The organism is Mycobacterium kiyosense, assembly GCA_021654635.1.
GTDB lineage: Bacteria > Actinomycetota > Actinomycetes > Mycobacteriales > Mycobacteriaceae > Mycobacterium > Mycobacterium kiyosense.
In genome coordinates, this window is record AP025179.1 from 52,453 (window position 1) to 72,573 (window position 20,121).

Genomic DNA, 20,121 nt, shown 5'->3' on the forward strand with positions numbered 1-20,121 from the left:
TCTCAATACAGTACAAATCTTCGCCGACGGCGGTTGTTTGCATGGGGGATCTGGCGGCGGGTGCGATGATGTTCTGGTGGCGCAGCACGAAGATCCTGAGGACTATGCCGCTCCGGCCGCCCATCGGGTGCGGGCGGGCACCCTACTGCTGGCCAATACCGACCTGCTGGAGCCGACGTTCCGGCGCAGCGTGATCTACATCGTGGAGCACAACGAGGGCGGCACGCTGGGCGTGGTGCTCAACCGGTCCAGCGAGACCGCGGTCTACAACGTGCTGCCGCAGTGGGCCAAGCTCGCGGCCAAGCCCAAGACGATGTTCATCGGCGGACCGGTCAAACGTGACGCCGCGTTGTGCCTGGCCGTGCTGCGGGTCGGCGCCGAGCCCGACGGGGTGCCGGGCCTGCGGCATGTGGCCGGTCGGATGGTGATGGTCGACCTGGACGCCGACCCCGACCTGATCGCGCCGGTGGTCGAAGGGGTGCGGATCTTCGCCGGCTACTCCGGCTGGACCATCGGCCAGCTCGAAGGCGAGATCGAGCGCGACGACTGGATTGTGTTGTCGGCGTTGCCCTCTGATGTCCTGACGCCGCCGCGCTCCGACCTGTGGGGACAGGTGTTGCGCCGCCAGCCGCTGCCGCTGTCGCTGTTGGCGACGCATCCGATCGACCTCAGCCGCAACTAGTCGCCGTCGCCGTCGTCGGCAAAGGCGAAGTCAGCCTAGTGACACGACAGCGTGCAGCCGGCGCAGCTGCCTCCGCAAGCCTCGGCGCCGACGTTGGCGGCCTCACGGCGTAGCGCGAACCGCGCGCTCTGCAGCGACCCGGTGGCCAAGGTGCCCACTGCGCCCGCGATGCAGACGATCACCACCACCAGTGCGGTGTGCGGGGACGCCGCCAGCGCCACCACTCCCCCGGCGGCCAGCATCACCGCAGCCGCCAGCTGAGTCGGCGCCATGGCCCGCAACGCCAGGCGGGTGGGGTCGGCGGCGGGAGCATGAGCCAGAGACCGGATCCCGAACGCGGCGACGGCTATCGCCGCACACACGCACAGCACGCCCGCGATAAGCATGCGCTCACAATACGAGCCCGGCATCGATCGCGCGCGCGCCGGGCTCCACCGGCTGTGGATCAGCGCGACGGAGCCACTGGCACCAACGGCGGCAGGCTGGGCGGGGCTGGTATTCGGCGCCGCCGCACGCCCCTGGCCCGCCAGGGCCCGGGGTGCCGGTTGCAACGCCTGGACGGGAGCCGGTGCCGGCGGCTGGGCCGGCGCTTGCGGCGCGGTGACGGCGGGCGCCTGCGGCACGGCCGCAGGCGCTGGTGATGCGGCGGCAGGGGCCTGGGGCGCTGCCGCGGGTCCCCGCGCCGGGGCCTGAGCGGCCGGTGGGGCCTGAGGAGCCGGAGCCTGCGCAGCACCGGGAGCGCTCACCCGGAACCCACTGATGATCGCGTCGGTGGCGGGCCCGTCGGCGACGGCCTGCGACGCGGCGGTGGTCACCGCGAACGAAACCAGGTACTTATCGGATCCGGAGGTGGCGATGACGTGGCGGCGTGAGGTGTTCAGCGTCATGTCGTTCTCGCGGTAGGTGCCCTCGATGACCGACGACGGGAAGGTCCCCATCGGGGACTGCGACGCGTTGGTGGTCTGCCAGGCCAGTAGCCGCTGACTGTCGACGAAGCCGTGCGTGATCGCCTCCGCCGGGTCGAAGTCGCCGACCAGCTTATATACCACTACCTGCGCATTCGACGTGTAGACGCTGTTGCCGCCGACTCGGTCGGCGATCACCACGAACGCATCGGGGACATTCGGGTCGGGCACCTGGGTCCAGCGCGGCGGCATCGGCACCGTGATGTCGAGCGCCTTGAAGCCCAGCGGGCGCTGCGCCTCGAGCTTGACACCCTTGCCTTCCAGGTACTCGCGCAGCGTGCCGGTGACGGCGGGGACGCCCACCGGCGCCACCGGCGCCGCTGCCGGGATCGGGGAGGCGACCGGCGCCGGAACTGCAGCGGGCGCCGGGGCGAGTCTGTTGCTGCTGACGCCGCCGGGGAACACCGCCGCATTCTGTCCGGGCGGGGCCGTTTGCTGCATCGGGCTCGGAATCGCCGGCTGGGGTGCCATCGGCTCGGCCGATGCCGTCCCGCCGGCCACCATCACGACTCCGACGACGCCGGCGGCCACCCCACCGGCGAATGTTCGCCAGCTTCGCGCAATCTGAATCATCCTCGGTTTCCCTCCGGAGTAGCCCGGGCGACACCGCCCGCCCTAGTGGCTGTATGTAACCACTGCTCAGACACCCCGACCACGCCTGAAACACAGCTCGGATGAACCTCTGATCGGTGTGCAATGCAACCGAGACCAACCCGTGGCCGGCCGATCCGGGCAGGTCGCCGCGGGCGGCCCTTATACCCTGTTGGGCGTGACCGAATCGTCTCCCGCCAAAGACACCGACGCGCCGCGGTACCGCTACACCGCCGAGCTCGCGGCCGGGCTGGAACGCACCTGGCAGGAGAACTGGGCCAGGTCCGGGACCTTCAACGTGCCCAACCCGGTCGGCTCACTCGCCCCAGCGGACGGCTCGGCCGTTCCGCAGGACAAGCTCTTCGTGCAGGACATGTTCCCCTACCCGTCGGGCGAGGGGCTGCACGTCGGTCACCCGCTGGGCTACATCGCCACCGACGTCTACGCCCGCTACTACCGGATGCTTGGACGTAACGTGTTGCACGCGTTGGGTTTCGACGCGTTCGGGTTACCCGCCGAGCAGTTCGCGGTGCAGACCGGCACCCACCCGCGCACCCGCACCGAGGCCAACGTCGTCAATTTCAGGCGCCAGTTGGGCCGGTTGGGGCTGGGCCATGACAGCCGGCGCAGCTTCTCCACCACCGACGTCGACTTCTACAAGTGGACGCAGTGGATCTTCCTGCAGATCTACAACGCCTGGTTCGACAAGGCCGCCAACAAGGCCCGTCCGATCGCCGAGTTGATAGCCGAATTCGACTCCGGAACACGAGGTCTGGACGACGGACGCGACTGGTCGGAGTTGTCGGCGGGGGAGCGGGCCGACGTGGTCGACGCCCACCGGTTGGTCTACCGGGCCGACTCGATGGTCAACTGGTGTCCCGGTCTGGGCACGGTGCTGGCCAACGAAGAGGTGACCGCCGACGGCCGCAGCGACCGCGGGAACTTCCCGGTGTTCCGAAAGCGGTTGCGGCAGTGGATGATGCGAATCACCGCCTATTCCGACCGGCTGTTGGACGACCTGGATGTGCTGGACTGGCCGGAGAAGGTCAAGACCATGCAGCGCAACTGGATCGGCCGTTCGACCGGCGCGGCTGCACTGTTTTCGGCCACTGCCGCCGACGGGACGGCGCGGGAGATCGAAGTCTTCACCACCCGGCCCGACACTCTGTTCGGGGCCACCTACCTGGTGCTGGCCCCCGAACATGACCTGGTCGACGAGTTGGTGGCCGCGTCGTGGCCGGATTCGGTGGACCCGACCTGGACGTACGGCGCCGGTACGCCGGCAGAGGCCGTCGCCGCCTACCGGCGCGCCATCGCGGCCAAGTCCGATTTGGAGCGACAGGAGAACAAGGAGAAGACCGGCGTCTTCCTGGGCAGCTACGCCGTGAACCCGGCCAACGGCAAGCCGGTCCCGATCTTCATCGCCGACTACGTGCTGGTCGGTTACGGAACCGGGGCAATCATGGCGGTCCCGGGTCACGATCAGCGGGACTGGGACTTCGCCACGGCATTTGGTCTGCCGATCGTCGAAGTCATTGCCGGCGGCGATATTTCGCAGTCGGCGCATTCCGGCGACGGCGTGCTGGTCAACTCCGGCTACCTCGACGGCATGAACGTGGCCGACGCCAAGCAGGCCATCACGGTCCGGTTGGAGGCCGAGGGCAGCGGCCGGGCCCGCGTCGAATTCAAGTTGCGGGACTGGCTTTTCGCGCGCCAACGGTATTGGGGCGAGCCGTTCCCGATCGTCTACGACAGCGACGGGCGTCCGCACCCTCTGGACGAGGCTGCGCTGCCGGTCGAACTGCCGGACGTGCCGGACTATTCGCCGGTGTTGTTCGACCCCGACGATGCCGACAGCGAGCCCTCGCCACCGCTGAACAAGGCGACCGACTGGGTGCACGTCGAGCTGGATCTCGGTGACGGGCTGCAGTCCTACACTCGCGACACCAACGTGATGCCGCAGTGGGCGGGCAGCTCCTGGTACGAGCTGCGCTACACCGACCCGCAAAATTCGGAACGGTTCTGCGCCAAGGAAAATGAGGCTTACTGGATGGGTCCGCGGCCGGCCGAGCACGGCCCGGACGATCCCGGCGGGGTGGACCTTTACGTCGGCGGTGCCGAGCACGCGGTGCTGCACCTGTTGTATTGCCGGTTCTGGCACAAGGTTCTCTACGATCTGGGTCACGTCAGCTCACGCGAGCCCTACCGACGGCTGGTCAACCAGGGCTACATCCAGGCTTTCGCCTACACCGATGCGCGGGGGTCCTACGTGCCGGCCGCCGAGGTGGTCGAACGCGACGGCGCATTCTTCTATCCCGGGCCCCAGGGTGAAATTGAGGTCTTTCAGGAATTCGGGAAGATAGGTAAAAGCCTGAAGAATTCGGTGTCGCCCGACGAGATCTGCGACGCGTACGGCGCCGACACCCTGCGGGTCTACGAAATGTCGATGGGCCCGCTGGACGCCTCCCGGCCATGGGCCACCAAGGACGTCGTCGGCGCGTACCGGTTCCTGCAGCGGGTGTGGCGGCTGGTGATCGACGAGGACACCGGTGAGTTGCGGGTGGTGGACGGCGAGCCGGATCCCGAGACACTGCGCGCGTTGCACCGCACGATTGCGGGTGTCTCCGAAGACTATGCGGCACTGCGCAATAACACCGCCGGCGCCAAGCTGATCGAGTACACCAATCACCTGACCAAGCAGCACCGCGACGGCGTTCCCCGGGCGGCGGTGGAGCCCCTGGTGTTGATGCTGGCCCCGCTGGCCCCGCACCTGGCCGAGGAGTTGTGGGCGCGGATGGGGCACTCGAAGTCGCTGGCGCACGGGCCGTTCCCGGTGGCCGATCCGGCTTATCTGGTCGAAGACACGGTCGAGTACCCGGTTCAGGTGAACGGCAAGGTCCGCGGGCGGGTGGTGGTGGCGGCCGACGCGGACAACGACGCCGTGCAGGCTGCCGCGCTGGCCGACGAGAAGGTGCTCGCCTTCCTGGCCGGCGCCGCGCCGCGCAAGGTGATCGTGGTGCCCGGCCGGATGGTTAACCTGGTTGTCTGACCCCGGTCGGTGCGGGACGCAGGGCTTTCCCGCGTCGACGGTGCGGGCAACGGCGTTGGCAGTGAAAGCGGGGCGTTGGAAGTGAAGCCAGGGCGGGAAAAGAGCCCAAAACCCGCCATAGCCTCACACGCAAAGCCGTAGCCTCACACGCAAAGCCGTAGCCTCACAAGCAAAGCCGTAGCTTCACGCCCAAAGCCGTAGCCTCACACGCAAAGCCGTAGCTTCACGCCCAAATCCGTAGCCGCACACCCCAACCCAAAGTGGACCGCACCAGACTTAGTGCTCACCGGCCATTGTCAGCGCGGCCGGATGACCACCTCGTGCACCTGAGCGTCCGGGGGAGTGGCCACCACATCGGCCACCACCTGCGCGACCGTTTCCGGGCGGAGGAACTTCGCCGCGTCGTACTCGCCGCCCTCGTACGCGACCAGTTCGCGCTGCATCTCGGTGTCCACCCGCCCCGGGTGGATCGAGGTCACCGACAGGGCCGGTTCGTCGGCACGCAGCGAGTCGGCGAAGGCGCGCAGCGCGAATTTGCTCGCCGAGTAGGACGCCATGCCGGGGGAGACGTTGCGGCCGGACCCGGAGTTGATGAACACCACGTGGCCCCGAACCTGGCGCAGCGCCGGCAATAATGTCAACGTAAGCGCAACCGCGCCAAAGACATTCACGCTGAACGTGGCACGCCACTCGTCGACGTGGGACTCGGCCACCCGGCCCGGGATGGCGACACCGGCGTTGTGCACCAGCACGTCGAGTTCGTCGATCACCTCGCAACTGGCTTCGATCGAGTCGGTGTCGACCAGGTCCAACGGAAAGGTGGTGGCGCCCAGTCGTTCGGCGACCGCATCGAGCCGGGAGGACGGTCGACCGGCCAACAACAGGGTGTGGGTGGGCGCCAGCGCGGCGGCAATGGCCGAGCCGATACCGCCGCCGGCGCCGGTGATCAAAGCGGTGGGCATGATTTCAGGCGTTACCGGTTCTGTTGCCAAGCAAACGCTTTCACGCCTGCGGCACCGCGGCATTAGCGGGGGGACTGGCGGTCGCGCTACCGGCGGACTCGCCCGCGCCCAGCCGGTCCAGCGGTGCCAGCGCCTGCGTCAGGACTTCGAGGTCCGCATCGGAGAGCTGGCTGAGCATTGCGGCCAGCGAGGCGTGCCGATTCGCCAGTGACTCGGCGTGCACGGCCCGTCCCTGCGGGGTGATGTCGACCAGCACCGCCCGCAGGTCCGAGGGATCCCGCGAACGCTTCACCAGCCCGATCTTCTCCAGGCGGCGGATCGCCACCGTGGTGGTGGGGGTGCGCACCCGCTCGTGGGCGGCCAGGTCCGTCATCCGGATCGGACCGCGGTCGAGCAGGGTGACCAGGATCGACAGCTGCGCCAGCGTCAGTTCACCGGTCACCGCGCCCCCGGCGGGGTCGCCGCGGCGCAGGATGGTGAACAGCTTGGACAGCGAGCGATGCAACCCCTCCGCGAGCTCCGTGAGCGCCGCGGGGTTGGGTTCGCTGTCCGACATAAATCGGGAGTCTAACCCGACTCGCGTGCGGTTGATCACACTGTGTGATCCGGGCGAGCCAGCCCTTTCACAGCACCTGGGAGAGGAATCGCTGCAGCCGTTCGGTCTGGGCGGCTTCGAAGATCTGACCGGGTGGCCCGAACTCCACCACTTTGCCGTGATCCATGAACACCACGGAATCCGATGCCGAACGCGCGAAGCCCATTTCGTGGGTGACCACCACCATCGTCATGCCGTCGGCGCCGAGTTCGGCGATCAGTGCCAGGATTCCTTTGACCAGCTCAGGGTCCAGAGCCGAGGTCGCCTCGTCGAAGAACATCACCTGCGGGGCCATGGCCAGCGCCCGGGCGATCGCCACACGTTGCTGCTGACCCCCGGACAACGCGCTGGGCCGGGTCCCGGCCTTGGCTTTGAGGCCGACCCGGTCCAGGTGGTGCAGCGCCAGCTCCCGGGCCGCTTCGGCGGACAACCGGCGCAGCCTGCGCGGCGCCAGCGCGACGTTGTCCAGCACGGTGCGGTGCGGGAAGAGGTTGAAGTGCTGGAACACCATGCCGATGCGCTGGCGTAGCTGGTCGGGGTCGTCACCGAGCACCGATCTGCCGTCCAGCAGGATGTCGCCGCTGTCGGGCTCGTGCAGCCGGTTCAACGTGCGCAGCAGTGTCGATTTGCCCGATCCGGAAGGTCCGATGATCGCGGCCGTGGTCCCGGCCGGCACCTCGAGGGTGACTCCGCGCAGCACCGCGTTGCCGGCCAGGGTCTGGTGAATGTCCTTGGCCGCCAGCGAAACCGGTGCGGAACTGCCGTCGGGAACGGTCACGTCATCTCCGGCCCGATGGTCGAGGTGACCACTTCGGCGGGGTCCTCCGGCTCAAGCTTGGCGCGGCCACGCCTGAGCCGGGCGTCGATGAAGTTCACCAGATGCGTCAACGGGACGGTCAGGATCAGGTAGAAGATCCCCGCGGCCACCAGCGGGGACAGGTTTCCGGTCTGTGCGTTGAGGTCGCGGCCCACCTGGAACAGCTCGCGCTGGTTGGCGATCAGGCCCAGGAAGTACACCAGGGCGGAGGCCTTCAACAGCGCGATGAACTGATTGACCAACGCCGGCAGCACCCGTCGTATCCCTTGCGGCACCACCACCAGCCGCATCGCGGCCGAGTAACTGAAACCCAGTGCACGAGCGGCCTCGAGCTGTCCGGGATCCACGCTTTGGATCCCGGACCGCAGGATCTCCCCGACGTAGGCCCCGGTCATCAACCCCAGCGCGGCGATTCCCAGCGGATAGGGATTGTTGTTGGTCAACCCGCCCACCACCGGTCCCACACCGAGCCCGATGATCAGGATGATCACCACCTCGGGCAGGCCGCGGAAGATGTCGGTGTACACCCGGGCCGGCCAGCGCAGCCAGCGGCGCCGCGAGATGCCCGCGATCGCCAGCACCATGCCGATCACCAGTCCGATCACGGCGGCGCTGCCGGTCAGAATCAGCGTGTTGGGCAACCCGGTGCGCACCAGGGTCGGGATCACTTGCCGGTAGATGTCCCAGTCCAGGAAGGATTCGCCCAACTGCGCCAGTGTGGACTTGGGGGCGGCCGGGTGCACCGGTTTGCGGTGATGCTGGGCAGCGATTGCGGCGAAGTCGGGCAGCTTTGGCGCCGCGGCGGCTTTCGACCCCGGTTTCCACCCCGGCGGCAGCGTGCGCGGCACCCACTTGCTGTACAGATCGGCCCAGGTGCCGTCGGCGATGACGGCGTCCAGGCCCGAGTTCAGTGCGTCGACCAGCGGCTGGTTGTCCCGTGCGACGGCATATGCCACGAAATCGTCGGTGCCGAAGGTGTTCGCGACGATCACCGCCGGGTCGGTGGAGTGGATGGCGCTGGACGCCTGATTCGCCGGCGCCACCCAGGCGTCGAGCTGGTGGGTTTTCAAGCTGGCGTAGACGGTGGCGAAGTCGGGATATTTCACCGGCTGCAGGTGCAGGGTTTCGACGACGTAGTACTCCTCGACGGTGCCCTGGACGACGCCGATCCGCTGGCCCGCGGCCAGGTCGCCGAAGTCCTTGATGGGCGAACCGGGTGGCACCACCAACGAATAGAAACCGAAGTCGTAGCCGTTGGTGAAGGCGACCGTGTGCCGACGGGCGTCGGTGGCCTTGACCGACGAGGAGCCGACATCGAAGCGGCGCGAGGCCACCTGGGCGAGCAGCCCGGAGAAGTCCGTTCCGACGAATTGCACGTGCAGACCCAGCTTGGCGGCGATGGCGCGCAGCAACTCGTTGTCGAACCCGGTGAACCGGCCGGTGGCGTTGATGCAGGTGCTGGGCGGCGCGTCAGAGAGGGTGCCCACCACCAGCGTGCCGGGAGTGCCGAGGCCGAGTTCGGCGGTGTTGATCGCACGCAGCGGCACCACGCCGGGGGTGGTCTGGGTGTCCGGGTCGGCGTCGTCACCGCCGCGGGATGCGAGGTCGTCGGGCAGGACGGTGGCGCTTTCCACGCCGGGCGGGGCGCATTGATTACGGTCCGCGGCGGCGGGGGCGGCGCCGGCCAGGCCGGCCACGATCAGGATGGTCGCGACTATCCCGAACAGCTTCGCGCCGCGGTAGGCGGGAGCATCGACGCGAGAACTCATCACCGCCACCGTATCGAGTGGCGGCAACTCCGGTCAGGGCACCAGCGAAGTCCGTTCGGCGACCAGGGTTTCCGGCACGATCGTTTCGTCGGCGATGACGACCCGCAGTGGACCGAACACGCCGCGCCGGCGCAGTTCGGCGATCATCGTCTCGGCCATCAGCGCCGACCGGCCCAGGCATGCGGCCCGCGCCGCTTCCGGGTCGCGGCGCTGGATCGCGGCGTTCTCGTCCTCGTAGAACGGCAGGATGTCCTCGCGGGTGTCCTGGTAGGTCATGAAGAAGACCCGGGGGATGAGGTTCTGCGAGGCGCGGATGGTGGCGTGCAGGCGGGGCCCGGCGTACTCGTCGTTGACCATTCTGCGGTACTCCCAGGCGACCTCGGCGAAGTTCCGCGGGTCTCTGGCGGCGCGCAGCGAGCGCATCAGCATGTCGAGTTCGGTCAGGATGCGTGCGGTCGGGTTGGCTGCCGCCCGCGCGGACGCGATGCCGTTGAGCAGGCCGTCGAGTTCGTGGTGTTCCAGGACGGTGGCCTCGTCGAACCGCTCGACGAACGCGCCCCGGTGGTAGCGGGTGGAGACGATGCCGTCGTGTTCGAGTTGTACCAGCGCCTCTTGGATGGGGACCCGGCTGACGCCCAGGCCGTGCGCGATTTCGTTGCGGTCGACGCGGTCGCCGCCGCGCAATTTGCCGGTCAGCACCAGGTTGAGGACGTGGGTGACAACCTGGTCCTTCTCCTTGATCCCATATTTCTTAGGCATCAGTTCTGACGTCACTTTCGCCCCCCGAAAGGCTACTGGCGCCGACAGTTAACCATGACTTCGCGCGTCGGATGCAATGTTTTGCCGAGGAAACGCATCTAGCGTGCGTTATCGCGCCATCGGCAGAGGGTTTGGGCATCCGTCAGGTCATAGTCGGGGCCATCGCAGCCCACCGTCAGCAACGTGACGCCCAAGGCGGTCAGGGCTTCGGCGTTGGCGATCAGGTCGGCTCCGTGGCCGGCCGACGCCGAACGTTCGATTGTCGCGGGGTCCCGCCCGACGGCTTCGCAGTGGCCGCTCAGCACTTGGGCTTTGGCGGGGAACTCGTCGGCGGAGGCGAAGCTGTGCCAAATGTCGGCGTGCTCGGCGACCAGCCGCAGGGTCTTGCGTTCGCCGCCGCCGCCGATCAGCACGGGGATGTCGCGGGTCGGCGCCGGGTTCAGCTTGGCCAGCCGCGACTTGATCCGCGGCATCGCCTCGGCCAGGTCGTCGAGTCGGCTGCCGGCGGTCCCGAACTCGTAGCCGTACTCGTCGTAGTCCTTCTGCTTCCATCCCGAGCCGATGCCCAGGATGAGTCGCCCATCGGAGATGTGGTCGACGGTGCGGGCCATGTCGGCGAGCAGCTCGGGGTTGCGGTAGGAGTTGCAGGTCACCAGGGCGCCGATCTGGATGCGCGAAGTCTGCTCGGCCCAGGCGCCAAGCATGGTCCAGCATTCGAAGTGGGCGCCGTCGGGGTCGCCGTAGAGCGGGAAGAAGTGGTCCCAGTTGAAGGCGACGTCGACGCCGATGTCCTCGCAGCGCCGCACGGCGTCGCGGATCTGGCTGTATTGCGGGGCGTGCTGGGGTTGCAGCTGTACGCCGACGCGGATCGGAAAATCGGGGAGCACGGGGGAGGTCATAGTGACCACCGTAGGCGCTAGCCTCCGTCGATCACCTTCCGCACGAGGTCGATCAGGGCGCGCGGCTGGTCGCTCTGCACCGAGTGGCCCGAGTTTTCGACGACGTGGGAGCCGCGGAATTTCGTTGCGCGCCTGGCTAATTCGCTGACGTCGTCGTCGTTGACGAAGCCGGAGGTGCCGCCGCGCACCAGGGTCACCGGGGCTGACAGGGCATCGACGTCGTCCCACAGGCTGTCGAAGTCGGGGAACTTGCGGATGGTGTCGTAGCGCCAGGTCCAGTTGCCGTTGTCCAGCCGGCGCGAGTTGTGGAACACGCCGCGACGCAACGCCTTGACCTCGCGGTGCGGGGCGGCGGCGACGGTCAGGTCCAGCATCGCCTGGAAGCTGGGGAACTCCCGCTCACCGGCCATCAGTTCCACCGTGCCGCGCTGTTCCTTGGTCATCTCGGAGTGCCGTGCCAGCGCCGAGGGGGTGACGTCGACGAGCACCAACTCGTCCACCAGTTCGGGCGCCAACGCGCCGAGCCGAATGGCGGTCAGGCCGCCCAGCGACATCCCGACCACCAACTGCGCGGTCGGTGCCAGCTCCCGCAGCACCGGCACCAGGGCGTCGGCATTGTGCTGCGGCGAGTAGTCGCCGTCCTCGCGCCACGCCGAATGCCCGTGCCCGGGCAGATCGACGGCCAGCGCCGGTACACCCAGCCCGACGATCACGGTGTCCCACGTGTGCGCGTTCTGTCCGCCACCGTGCAGGAAGATCACCCGCGGATCGGAGCCACCCCAGCGCAGCGCGCTGATGCCGCCCGAATTCACCCGCTCGACGGCCGGTAGGGGGGACCCGAAACGCCGGCTTGCTCGGCGTTTTCGGAGAGCAGGTCGAACTCGGAGAGCCCGGTCAATCCATCATCAGGGTGATCGCTCACCCCTGCGACATTACGATGCCCGCTCAGGCGGGCCAGGGCCGGTCAGCCCCCGATGATGAACTCTTCGAGCTGAGTGCGCGCGACGTCGTCGGGCAGCTGCTCGGGCGGGCTCTTCATCAGGTACGCCGACGCCGGCAGCACCGGGCCGCCGATGCCGCGGTCCTTGGCGATCTTGGCCGCCCGCACCGCGTCGATGATGATGCCGGCGGAGTTCGGCGAGTCCCACACCTCGAGCTTGTACTCCAGGTTCAGCGGCACGTCGCCGAAGGCGCGGCCTTCCAGGCGCACGTATGCCCATTTGCGGTCGTCGAGCCAGGCGACGTGGTCGGACGGGCCGATGTGGACGTTCTTGTCCTCGACCTTGCCGGCGAGCGATCCGGTGAGGTTGGACGTCACGGCCTGGGTCTTGGAGACCTTCTTGGATTCCAGCCGCTCCCGCTCCAGCATGTTCTTGAAGTCCATGTTGCCGCCGACGTTGAGCTGGTAGGTGCGGTCCAGCGTGACGCCGCGGTCCTCGAACAGCTTGGCCATCACCCGGTGGGTGATGGTGGCCCCGACCTGGCTCTTGATGTCGTCGCCGATGATCGGGACGCCGGCATCCTTGAACTTCTTGGCCCACACCGGGTCGGAGGCGATGAACACCGGCAGCGCGTTGACGAACGCCACGCCGGCGTCGATGGCGCACTGGGCGTAGAACTTGTCGGCCTCCTCGGAGCCCACCGGTAGGTAGGACACCAGCACGTCGACCTTGTTGTCCTTGAGCACCTTGACCACGTCGACCGGCTCGTCGTCGGAGAGTTCGATGGTGTCGGCGTAGTACTTGCCGATGCCGTCGAGGGTCGGGCCGCGCTGCACCACCACGTTGGTGGGGGGCACGTCGGCGATCTTGATGGTGTTGTTCTCCGAGGCGTAGATCGCGTCGGACAGGTCGAAGCCCACCTTCTTGGCGTCCACGTCGAAGGCGGCCACGAACTTGACGTCGCGGACGTGGTACGGGCCGAACCGGACGTGCATCAGGCCGGGGACCGAGGCGGTGTCGTCGGCGTTGTAGTAGTACTCGACGCCCTGAACCAGCGAGGACGCGCAGTTTCCGACGCCGACGATGGCGACTCGTACCTCAGACGCCTGGGGCGCGTTCTGCTCACTCATTTGGGCGTTCTCCTAACCTTTCGAACTCTTCGTTCTTGAATGTGCGTTGTCGTGCGCGGTTGGTCGTGCGGGGTGGTTACGTCTGTTCGACGGGATTGGGTGCCGCCCGTTCGGCGGCGATGAGCTCGTTGAGCCACTTGACCTCGCGCTCGCTGGACTCGAGCCCGAGTTGATGCAGTTGACGGGTGTAGCGATCGAACGAGCTACTGGCCCGTGCCACCGCTTCGCGCAGACCTTCGCGGCGTTCCTCGACCTGGCGGCGGCGGCCTTCCAGGATGCGCATCCGCGCTTCGGCCGGCGTGCGATTGAAAAATGCCAGGTGCACGCCGAAGCCGTCGTCGGTGTAGTTGTGCGGGCCGGTGTCGGCGACCAGCTCGCTGAAGCGACGGCGGCCCTCGTCGGTCAGTTGGTAGACCCGGCGGGCCCGGCGTACCGGCATCCCGGCCGGTGCGGCGTTCTCGGCGATCAGGCCGTCGGCCTGCATGCGCCGCAGCGCTGGGTACAACGAACCGTAGGAGAATGCGCGGAAGGCGCCGAGGAGGCCGGTCAGCCGCTTGCGCAGCTCGTAGCCATGCATCGGCGACTCGATCAGCAGGCCCAGAATCGCGAGTTCCAGCAACGAGTCACCTCCTTCTGCGTGGCTTGACCGTTCGGCCGATACTTCGGGCGTTACGAAGCTTCGACGCCTCGCGTCATAGTATCGCCCCGATATATTAGCGACAACTCAACCGTCTGTTAGTGCTCTGTTCGTCACACGGAAGCTTTGCTGCGGCCGACCCGTTCAGCTGACGTAGTTGACCTGTTTGACGGTGCCGTCGCCGGCCAACGCGATGTAGCCGCTGCCGTAATCGCTGGACACGTAGATGGTCAGCGTCAGGCCACCGGGCGCGGTTGGGTCTTTGCCCGGTTCCACGATCAGGTAGCTGCTCTTGACGTCGGATTGCTTGATGCCGACGGTCTCCGGGGCCCCGCGCATGACGCCGACCACCGCCTTGACGTCGAATTTGCCCAGGTCGACCAGCTCGGTGTCGGTGCTGCTCTTGGCCGAGGTGCTGGGGTCGCCCCAGCCGCCGCGGTAGGTGTAGTTGAGCACCCGACGGTCGTCGGCGGGGTCTTTGCGTTCGAACGAGGCGTAGGTCGGGTAGATCACCAAGCGGTAGCCCAGGGTGTCGCCGAAGCGCTTGCGCGTCTGCTCCATCAGTCCGGTGAGACCACCAAGGGAGTGCAGTTGTCTGGGTGGGGTGAGCACCACCGGCGCGACGCCGTCGGACTTGGCGCCGGGATCGGAGGTGAAGTCCAGCGGTGAGGTGGTGTTGCCGTAGAGACCCCAGCCGATGCCGATGCCCAGCAGCACCGTCACCCCGAGTGCGGCCGCGGCCAAGCCCAGTCCCGGCCGCGGGCTGCGTAGCTTGGTCGCCGGCGTCTTGACCAGCGTGCTGTGGAATTGCAGATCGGTCACCAGGCGCTGTAACTCGCCCAGCGTCACGGCCTGGGTTGCCGAACTGACGCGCTCTCGGTGTTCCTCCGCGGAGATCTCACCGTCGGCCAGGGCGTTGTCGAGAATCTGGCACGTCTCTTGCCGGTCAGTGTCTTTTGCTCGGGTCGAAGTCGAACCGGACCATATCGCCACGGACTGATCGTAGGAGTCCGGTACCCGACTCGCCGCAAGCGCACGACAACAGACTGTGTTGCATATCGGCGCCGGGGAGGGGGACGTACTCTGGTCAGCGTGCGACTGCAGCGACAGGTGGTGGATTACGCGCTTCGGCGGCGCTCGCTGCTGGCCGAGGTGTACTCCGGGCGTACCGGAGTGTCCGAGGTCTGCGACGCCAACCCGTATTTGCTGCGCGCGGCCAAGTTTCACGGGAAACAAAGCCAGGTCATGTGCCCGATCTGCCGCAAGGAGCAGCTGACGCTGGTGTCCTGGGTTTTCGGCGAGCATCTGGGTGCGGTGTCAGGGTCGGCGCGCACCGCCGAAGAGCTGGTCTTGCTGGCCACTCGCTTCTCCGAGTTTGCTGTACATGTGGTGGAGGTGTGCCGCACGTGCAGCTGGAATCACCTGGTCAAGTCCTACGTGCTCGGTGCGCCACGCCCCGCGCAACCGCCGAGGAAATCCCGCACTGCCAGTGAGTAACGACGGACGCCATCACCAGTCGTCCAGCGACACCCCGGACGAGCCGACGACTGAAGGCGGCAAGCATTCCGGCGGCGACGGTCCGGGGGCAGCGGGAGTAACGGGGGCGACGGGTGCCCGCTCGGTACCGCGCCGCGCGGTACCGCCCGACGACCGGTTGACGACGATCATTCCGGCCGTGCCCGACGAGCGGACGTCCCGGCACGCGGACCCCATCGAGGAGGTCAAGGCCGCGCTGGACAACCCGCCCCAGCCCGACCATCTCGACCAGGTCAAGGCCGCGCTGGAGTCGCCGTCGTCCCGCGCCGGGCGACGATATGGCGCCGCCGACCGGCGCCCACCGGGCGGGCCTCCACCGTCGGGTCCGACGGGGCCCGCGGGCGGACCGGCGGGTCGGCCGCGGCCGAGGTGGAGCGAGCAGATCAACTGGCGGTGGGTCCGCCGATCGCTGTACCTCAGCGCGGCAGTGCTGATCCTGCTGCCGATCGTCACTTTCACCATGGCGTACTTCATCGTCGAGGTGCCCCGGCCCGGGGACATCCGCACCAACCAGGTGTCCACCATCCTGGCCAGCGACGGTAGCGAGATCGCCAAAATCGTTCCGCCCGAAGGTAATCGGGTCGACGTGAACCTCAGCCAGGTGCCGGTGCACGTGCGTCAGGCGGTGATCGCCGCCGAGGACCGCGGCTTCTATTCCAATCCCGGCTTCTCGTTCAGCGGCTTCGCCCGGGCGGCGCGCAACAACCTGTTCGGCGGTGACCTGCAGGGCGGCTCGACGATCACCCAGCAGTACGTCAAGAACGCCTTGGTCGGCTCGGCGCAACACGGGCTGAGCGGAATGATGCGCAAGGCCAAAGAGCTCGTGATCGCCACCAAGATGGCGGGGGAGTGGTCCAAAGACGATGTGCTGCAGGCTTATCTGAACATCATCTATTTCGGGCGCGGCGCCTACGGCATCTCGGCGGCGTCCAAGGCCTACTTCGACAAACCCGTGGAACAGCTCACCGTGTCCGAAGGCGCGCTGCTGGCCGCCCTGATCCGGCGACCGTCCACGCTGGACCCGGCCGTGGATCCCGACGGCGCACTGGCCCGCTGGAACTGGGTGCTCGACGGCATGGTGGAGACCAAGGCGCTGTCCGCCGGCGACCGCGCCAAACAGGTGTTCCCCCCCACCGTGTCGCCGGACCAGGCACGTGCCGCCAATCAGCCGACCGGACCGAACGGGTTGATCGAACGTCAGGTCACCAAGGAACTGATGGATCTGTTCAACATCGATGAACAGACGCTGAACACCCAGGGACTGCAGGTCACCACCACTATCGATCCGCAGGCGCAGCAGGCCGCGGAGAAGGCCGTCGCCAAATACCTCGAGGGCGAGGATCCTCAGATGCGGGCGGCGGTGGTGTCGATCGACCCGCACACCGGCGCGGTGAAGGCCTACTACGGCGGGTCCAACGCTCAGGGCTTCGACTTCGCGCAGGCGGGGTTGCAGACCGGGTCGTCGTTCAAGGTGTTCGCCTTGGTCGCCGCGCTGGAGCAGGGCATCGGGCTGGGCTACCAGGTGGACAGCTCGCCGTTGACCGTCGACGGCATCAAGATCACCAACGTCGAGGGTGAAAGCTGCGGGACCTGCAATCTGGCCCAGGCGCTGAAGATGTCGCTGAACACGTCGTACTACCGGTTGATGCTCAAGCTCAAAGGCGGCCCGCAGGCGGTGGCCGACGCCGCGCACCAGGCCGGTATCGCCCAGAGCTTCCCCCGGCGTGTCGCACACGCTGTCCGAAGACGGTAACGGCGGCCCGCCCAACAACGGAATCGTGTTGGGGCAGTACCAGACCCGGGTGATCGACATGGCCAGCGCCTACGCCACGCTGGCCGCGTCGGGCGTCTACCACCGGCCGCACTTCGTGCAGAAGGTGGTCAATGCCGAGGGCCAGGTCCTCTTCGACGCCGGCACCGCCGCCAACGGCGGTGAGGAACGCATCCCGAAGGCGGTGGCCGACAACGTGACTGCCGCGATGCAGCCGATCGCCGGGTACTCCCGCGGCCACAACCTGGCCGGGGGGGCGGCCGTCGGCGGCCAAGACCGGGACCACGCAGTTGGGGGACACCACTTCGAACAAGGACGCGTGGATGGTCGGGTACACGCCGTCGCTGGCGACGGCGGTGTGGGTGGGCACCGTCAAGGGTGACCAGCCGCTGGTGACCGCGTCGGGCGGAGCCGTCTACGGCTCGGGTCTGCCGTCGGACATCTGGAAGGCGACGATGGACGGCGCGCTGAAAGGCACCCAGAACGAGACCTTCCCCAAGCCCACCGAGATCGGCGGATATGCGGGGTGCCCGCACCGCCGCCGCCCCCGCCGGCCCCACCCTCGGAGACCGTGATCCAACCCACCGTGGAGGTGGCACCGGGGATCACCGTCCCGGTCGGCCCGCCCACCACGATCACGCTGGCGCCGCCGGCCCCCGGTGGCCCGCCTGCGCCAGGGGTTCCAGCGCCGGGTGCGCCGGGTGCGCCGGGCGGTGGGCCGCCCGCCGACGTGCCCAACCCGCCGTGACCCGTCCTGAGGTCACGGCGTCGACGCAGCGCGCCGAGATTTCGCCACAACCGCTGGCCGCCGACCGGCGTAGCGCCGACAGCCGCGATTGCCCGAGCCGCAACGACGTGCTGGGTGCCGCGCTGGCCGGCCTGATCGGCGGTCCGGTGGGCCGGCACGCGATGATCGGCCGCACCCGGTTCATGACGCCGCTGCGGGTGATGATCGCCATCGCCCTGGTGTTTCTGGCACTGGGTTGGTCGACGAAGGCGGCGTGCCTGCAGAGCACCGGTAAGGGATCCGGGGATCAGCGGGTGGCCAACTGGGACAACCAACGTGCCTATTACGAGTTGTGCTATTCCGACACGGTTCCGCTGTACGGAGCGGAGCTGCTGAGTCAGGGCAAGTTTCCCTATAAATCCAGCTGGACCGAGACCGACAGCAACGGTGCCCCGCAGATCCGCTACGACGGCAAGGTCGCGGTGCGCTACATGGAATATCCGGTGGTGACCGGGGTGTACCAGTATCTTTCGATGGCGCTGGCCAAGACCTACACGGCGGTGAGCAAGGTTGCACCGCTGCCGGTGGTCGCCGAAGTGGTGATGTTTTTCAACTTCTCCGCACTCGGCTTGGCGCTGGCCTGGCTGGCCACCGTGTGGGCGACCTCAGGGCTGGCCGGACGCCGGATCTGGGACGCGGCCCTGGTCTCCGCCTCACCCCCTGGTGATCTTTCAGATCTTCACCAATTTCGACGCGCTGGCAACGGCTTTCGCGATGGGCGGGTTGCTGGCCTGGGCGCGCCGAAAACCCTGGCTCGCCGGCGTGTTGATCGGGCTGGGCGCCGCGGCCAAGCTTTATCCGTTGCTGTTTCTGGGCCCACTGCTGGTGCTGGGGATCAGGTCCGGGCGCCTCGGCGGCGTGGCGCGCACCGCGGGGCGCCGCTGCGGCGACCTGGCTGGCGGTGAATCTGCCCGTGCTGGTGCTCTATCCGCGCGGCTGGTCAGAGTTCTTCCGGCTCAACACCCGTCGCGGTGACGACATGGACTCGCTGTTCAACGTCGTCAAGTCGTTCACCGGTTGGCGCGGTTTCGACTCGTCGCTAGGTTTCTGGGAGCCGCCCACCGTACTGAATGCCGTAGTCACGGTGCTTTTCGCGTTGGCATGTGCGGCAATCGCCTACATCGCCTGCACGGCGCCGCAACGGCCGCGGGTGGCGCAACTGGTCTTCTTGGTGGTGGCGGCATTCCTGCTCACCAACAAGGTGTGGAGCCCGCAGTTCTCGCTGTGGCTGGTGCCGTTGGCCGTCCTGGCGTTGCCGCACCGCCGAGTTCTGTTGGCGTGGATGACGATCGACGCGCTCGTCTGGGTGCCGCGGATGTACTACTTGTACGGCAACGCCAGCCGGTCGCTGCCGGAGCAATGGTTCACCGCCACGGTGCTGCTTCGTGACATCGCGGTAATGACCTTGTGCGCCTTGGTTATTCGGCAGATTTATCGACCTGACGAAGACCTGGTGCGCTGGCACGGCCGGGTCGACGACCCCGCCGGGGGGATTTACGACCGGGCACCCGATGCGATGCCCGAGTGGCTGCGCCGCCGGCCGCAGCCCGACGCGGCGACACCGCTTGCAGCTGCCGGGACAGGTAGCTGATGCGGGTCGCCATTCCGGTGTTCCCGCGGTTCACGGCGCTGGATGCGATCGGGCCATACGAAGTGCTGCAACGCATCCCGTCGGTCGACGTGGTGTTCGTCGGGCACGAGCGCGGTGAGGTCCGCACCGAGAACAACATGCTCGGTGTCAGACTGCGACGCCACCTTCGACGAGGTCGCCACGCCCGACGTGGTGGTGGTTCCCGGGGGCATCGGGACCCGCGCACTCATCGGCGATGAAACCCTATGTGGCTGGCTGCAATCCGTGCATCCGGGAACCCGGTTCACCACCTCGGTGTGCACCGGCGCGCTGCTGCTGGCGAGTGCCGGGCTGCTGGACGGGCTCACCGCAACCACGCATTGGCGGGCGGTCGAGGAACTCAACGCGCTGGGGGCGCGGTACGTGCCGGAGCGGGTTGTCGAGCATCCGGCGCACCGCGTCATCACCGCGGCGGGTGTATCCAGCGGTATCGACATGGCGCTGCGGCTGGTCGAGCTGCTGGTCGACCGGGAGGCCGCCCAAGCCGCCCAGCTGCTGATCGAGTACGACCCGCAGCCGCCGTTCGATACCGGCGCGTGGGCCAAAGCCGACCCGGCGACGCAGGCCCGGGCCGCGGAGTTCGCTCGCGCCCGGAAGTGAA

The 20,121-nt window shown here is 67.7% G+C and carries 13 protein-coding genes and 5 pseudogenes; 6 read left to right on the forward strand and 12 right to left on the reverse strand.

Going from position 1 to position 20,121, the window contains the following annotated elements:
* Positions 1-73 precede the first annotated feature (73 nt).
* On the forward strand, positions 74-682 hold the full coding sequence (locus L6444_RS00265) for a YqgE/AlgH family protein (RefSeq protein ID WP_236984538.1): 609 nt from the start codon (positions 74-76) through the stop codon (positions 680-682).
* A 35-nt stretch (positions 683-717) separates the two neighbouring features.
* Here L6444_RS00265 and L6444_RS00270 read toward each other — a convergent pair whose 3' ends face one another.
* Entirely contained in the window at positions 718-1,068 is a 351-nt protein-coding gene (locus tag L6444_RS00270) for a hypothetical protein (RefSeq protein WP_236984539.1), read from the reverse strand.
* Positions 1,069-1,311: 243 nt separating this feature from the next.
* Positions 1,312-2,220, reverse strand: a pseudogene (locus L6444_RS00275) (LpqN/LpqT family lipoprotein); the annotation flags it as partial.
* A gap of 187 nt (positions 2,221-2,407) precedes the next feature.
* Between L6444_RS00275 and leuS the strand changes: the two are divergent.
* On the forward strand, positions 2,408-5,287 hold the full coding sequence (gene leuS / locus L6444_RS00280; RefSeq protein WP_370653133.1) for a leucine--tRNA ligase: 2,880 nt from the start codon (positions 2,408-2,410) through the stop codon (positions 5,285-5,287).
* Between the two features lie 296 nt (positions 5,288-5,583).
* Here leuS and L6444_RS00285 read toward each other — a convergent pair whose 3' ends face one another.
* From L6444_RS00285 to L6444_RS00330, 10 genes and pseudogenes are all read right to left on the reverse strand, one after another.
* Complete coding sequence (locus L6444_RS00285) at positions 5,584-6,249, reverse strand: SDR family oxidoreductase (RefSeq protein WP_236979386.1); 666 nt, start codon at positions 6,247-6,249, stop codon at positions 5,584-5,586.
* Between the two features lie 40 nt (positions 6,250-6,289).
* On the reverse strand, positions 6,290-6,805 hold the full coding sequence (locus L6444_RS00290; protein ID WP_236979388.1) for a MarR family winged helix-turn-helix transcriptional regulator: 516 nt from the start codon (positions 6,803-6,805) through the stop codon (positions 6,290-6,292).
* Positions 6,806-6,872: 67 nt separating this feature from the next.
* Positions 6,873-7,622 (reverse strand): amino acid ABC transporter ATP-binding protein, encoded by a 750-nt coding sequence (locus L6444_RS00295; RefSeq protein ID WP_236979390.1) that lies wholly within the window; start codon positions 7,620-7,622, stop codon positions 6,873-6,875.
* Positions 7,619-9,430, reverse strand: coding sequence for an ABC transporter substrate-binding protein/permease (locus L6444_RS00300; RefSeq protein ID WP_236979392.1), 1,812 nt, complete (start codon positions 9,428-9,430; stop codon positions 7,619-7,621). Before L6444_RS00300 ends, L6444_RS00295 begins: the two co-directional genes overlap by 4 nt.
* A 33-nt stretch (positions 9,431-9,463) precedes the next feature.
* Complete coding sequence (locus L6444_RS00305; RefSeq protein WP_236979393.1) at positions 9,464-10,189, reverse strand: GntR family transcriptional regulator; 726 nt, start codon at positions 10,187-10,189, stop codon at positions 9,464-9,466.
* A 98-nt stretch (positions 10,190-10,287) separates the two neighbouring features.
* Complete coding sequence (locus L6444_RS00310; RefSeq protein ID WP_236979395.1) at positions 10,288-11,088, reverse strand: LLM class F420-dependent oxidoreductase; 801 nt, start codon at positions 11,086-11,088, stop codon at positions 10,288-10,290.
* A gap of 17 nt (positions 11,089-11,105) precedes the next feature.
* Positions 11,106-12,010: pseudogene (locus L6444_RS00315) on the reverse strand (alpha/beta fold hydrolase).
* A 42-nt stretch (positions 12,011-12,052) separates the two neighbouring features.
* Positions 12,053-13,159: an inositol-3-phosphate synthase gene (locus L6444_RS00320; RefSeq protein WP_236979397.1), complete on the reverse strand. Its 1,107-nt coding sequence runs from the start codon at positions 13,157-13,159 to the stop codon at positions 12,053-12,055.
* A 76-nt stretch (positions 13,160-13,235) separates the two neighbouring features.
* Complete coding sequence (locus L6444_RS00325; RefSeq protein ID WP_236979399.1) at positions 13,236-13,778, reverse strand: PadR family transcriptional regulator; 543 nt, start codon at positions 13,776-13,778, stop codon at positions 13,236-13,238.
* Between the two features lie 162 nt (positions 13,779-13,940).
* Positions 13,941-14,789: a DUF1707 SHOCT-like domain-containing protein gene (locus L6444_RS00330; protein ID WP_236979401.1), complete on the reverse strand. Its 849-nt coding sequence runs from the start codon at positions 14,787-14,789 to the stop codon at positions 13,941-13,943.
* Positions 14,790-14,888: 99 nt separating this feature from the next.
* Here L6444_RS00330 and L6444_RS00335 point away from each other — a divergent pair, with 99 nt between their 5' ends.
* The 4 genes and pseudogenes from L6444_RS00335 (at position 14,889) to L6444_RS00350 (ending at position 20,120) form a co-directional block, all read left to right on the forward strand.
* Positions 14,889-15,293, forward strand: coding sequence for a DUF5318 family protein (locus tag L6444_RS00335; protein WP_236979403.1), 405 nt, complete (start codon positions 14,889-14,891; stop codon positions 15,291-15,293).
* Positions 15,286-17,851: pseudogene (locus tag L6444_RS00340) on the forward strand (transglycosylase domain-containing protein). The gene L6444_RS00335 and the pseudogene L6444_RS00340 overlap by 8 nt, the downstream one beginning before the upstream one ends.
* A pseudogene (locus tag L6444_RS00345) lies at positions 17,848-19,481 on the forward strand (glycosyltransferase family 87 protein). Before L6444_RS00340 ends, L6444_RS00345 begins: the two co-directional pseudogenes overlap by 4 nt.
* Positions 19,481-20,120 (forward strand): annotated as a pseudogene (locus tag L6444_RS00350) (DJ-1/PfpI family protein). The pseudogenes L6444_RS00345 and L6444_RS00350 overlap by 1 nt, the downstream one beginning before the upstream one ends.
* Position 20,121: the final 1 nt, after the last annotated feature.

Coding starts and splice junctions, on each gene's coding strand:
- L6444_RS00270 (WP_236984539.1), bottom strand. CDS start 1,068: ATGCTTATCGCGGGCGTGCTGTGCGTGTGTGCGGCGATAGCCGTCGCC.
- L6444_RS00285 (WP_236979386.1), bottom strand. CDS start 6,249: ATGCCCACCGCTTTGATCACCGGCGCCGGCGGCGGTATCGGCTCGGCC.
- L6444_RS00290 (WP_236979388.1), bottom strand. CDS start 6,805: ATGTCGGACAGCGAACCCAACCCCGCGGCGCTCACGGAGCTCGCGGAG.
- L6444_RS00300 (WP_236979392.1), bottom strand. CDS start 9,430: ATGAGTTCTCGCGTCGATGCTCCCGCCTACCGCGGCGCGAAGCTGTTC.
- L6444_RS00305 (WP_236979393.1), bottom strand. CDS start 10,189: ATGCCTAAGAAATATGGGATCAAGGAGAAGGACCAGGTTGTCACCCAC.
- L6444_RS00310 (WP_236979395.1), bottom strand. CDS start 11,088: ATGACCTCCCCCGTGCTCCCCGATTTTCCGATCCGCGTCGGCGTACAG.
- L6444_RS00320 (WP_236979397.1), bottom strand. CDS start 13,159: ATGAGTGAGCAGAACGCGCCCCAGGCGTCTGAGGTACGAGTCGCCATC.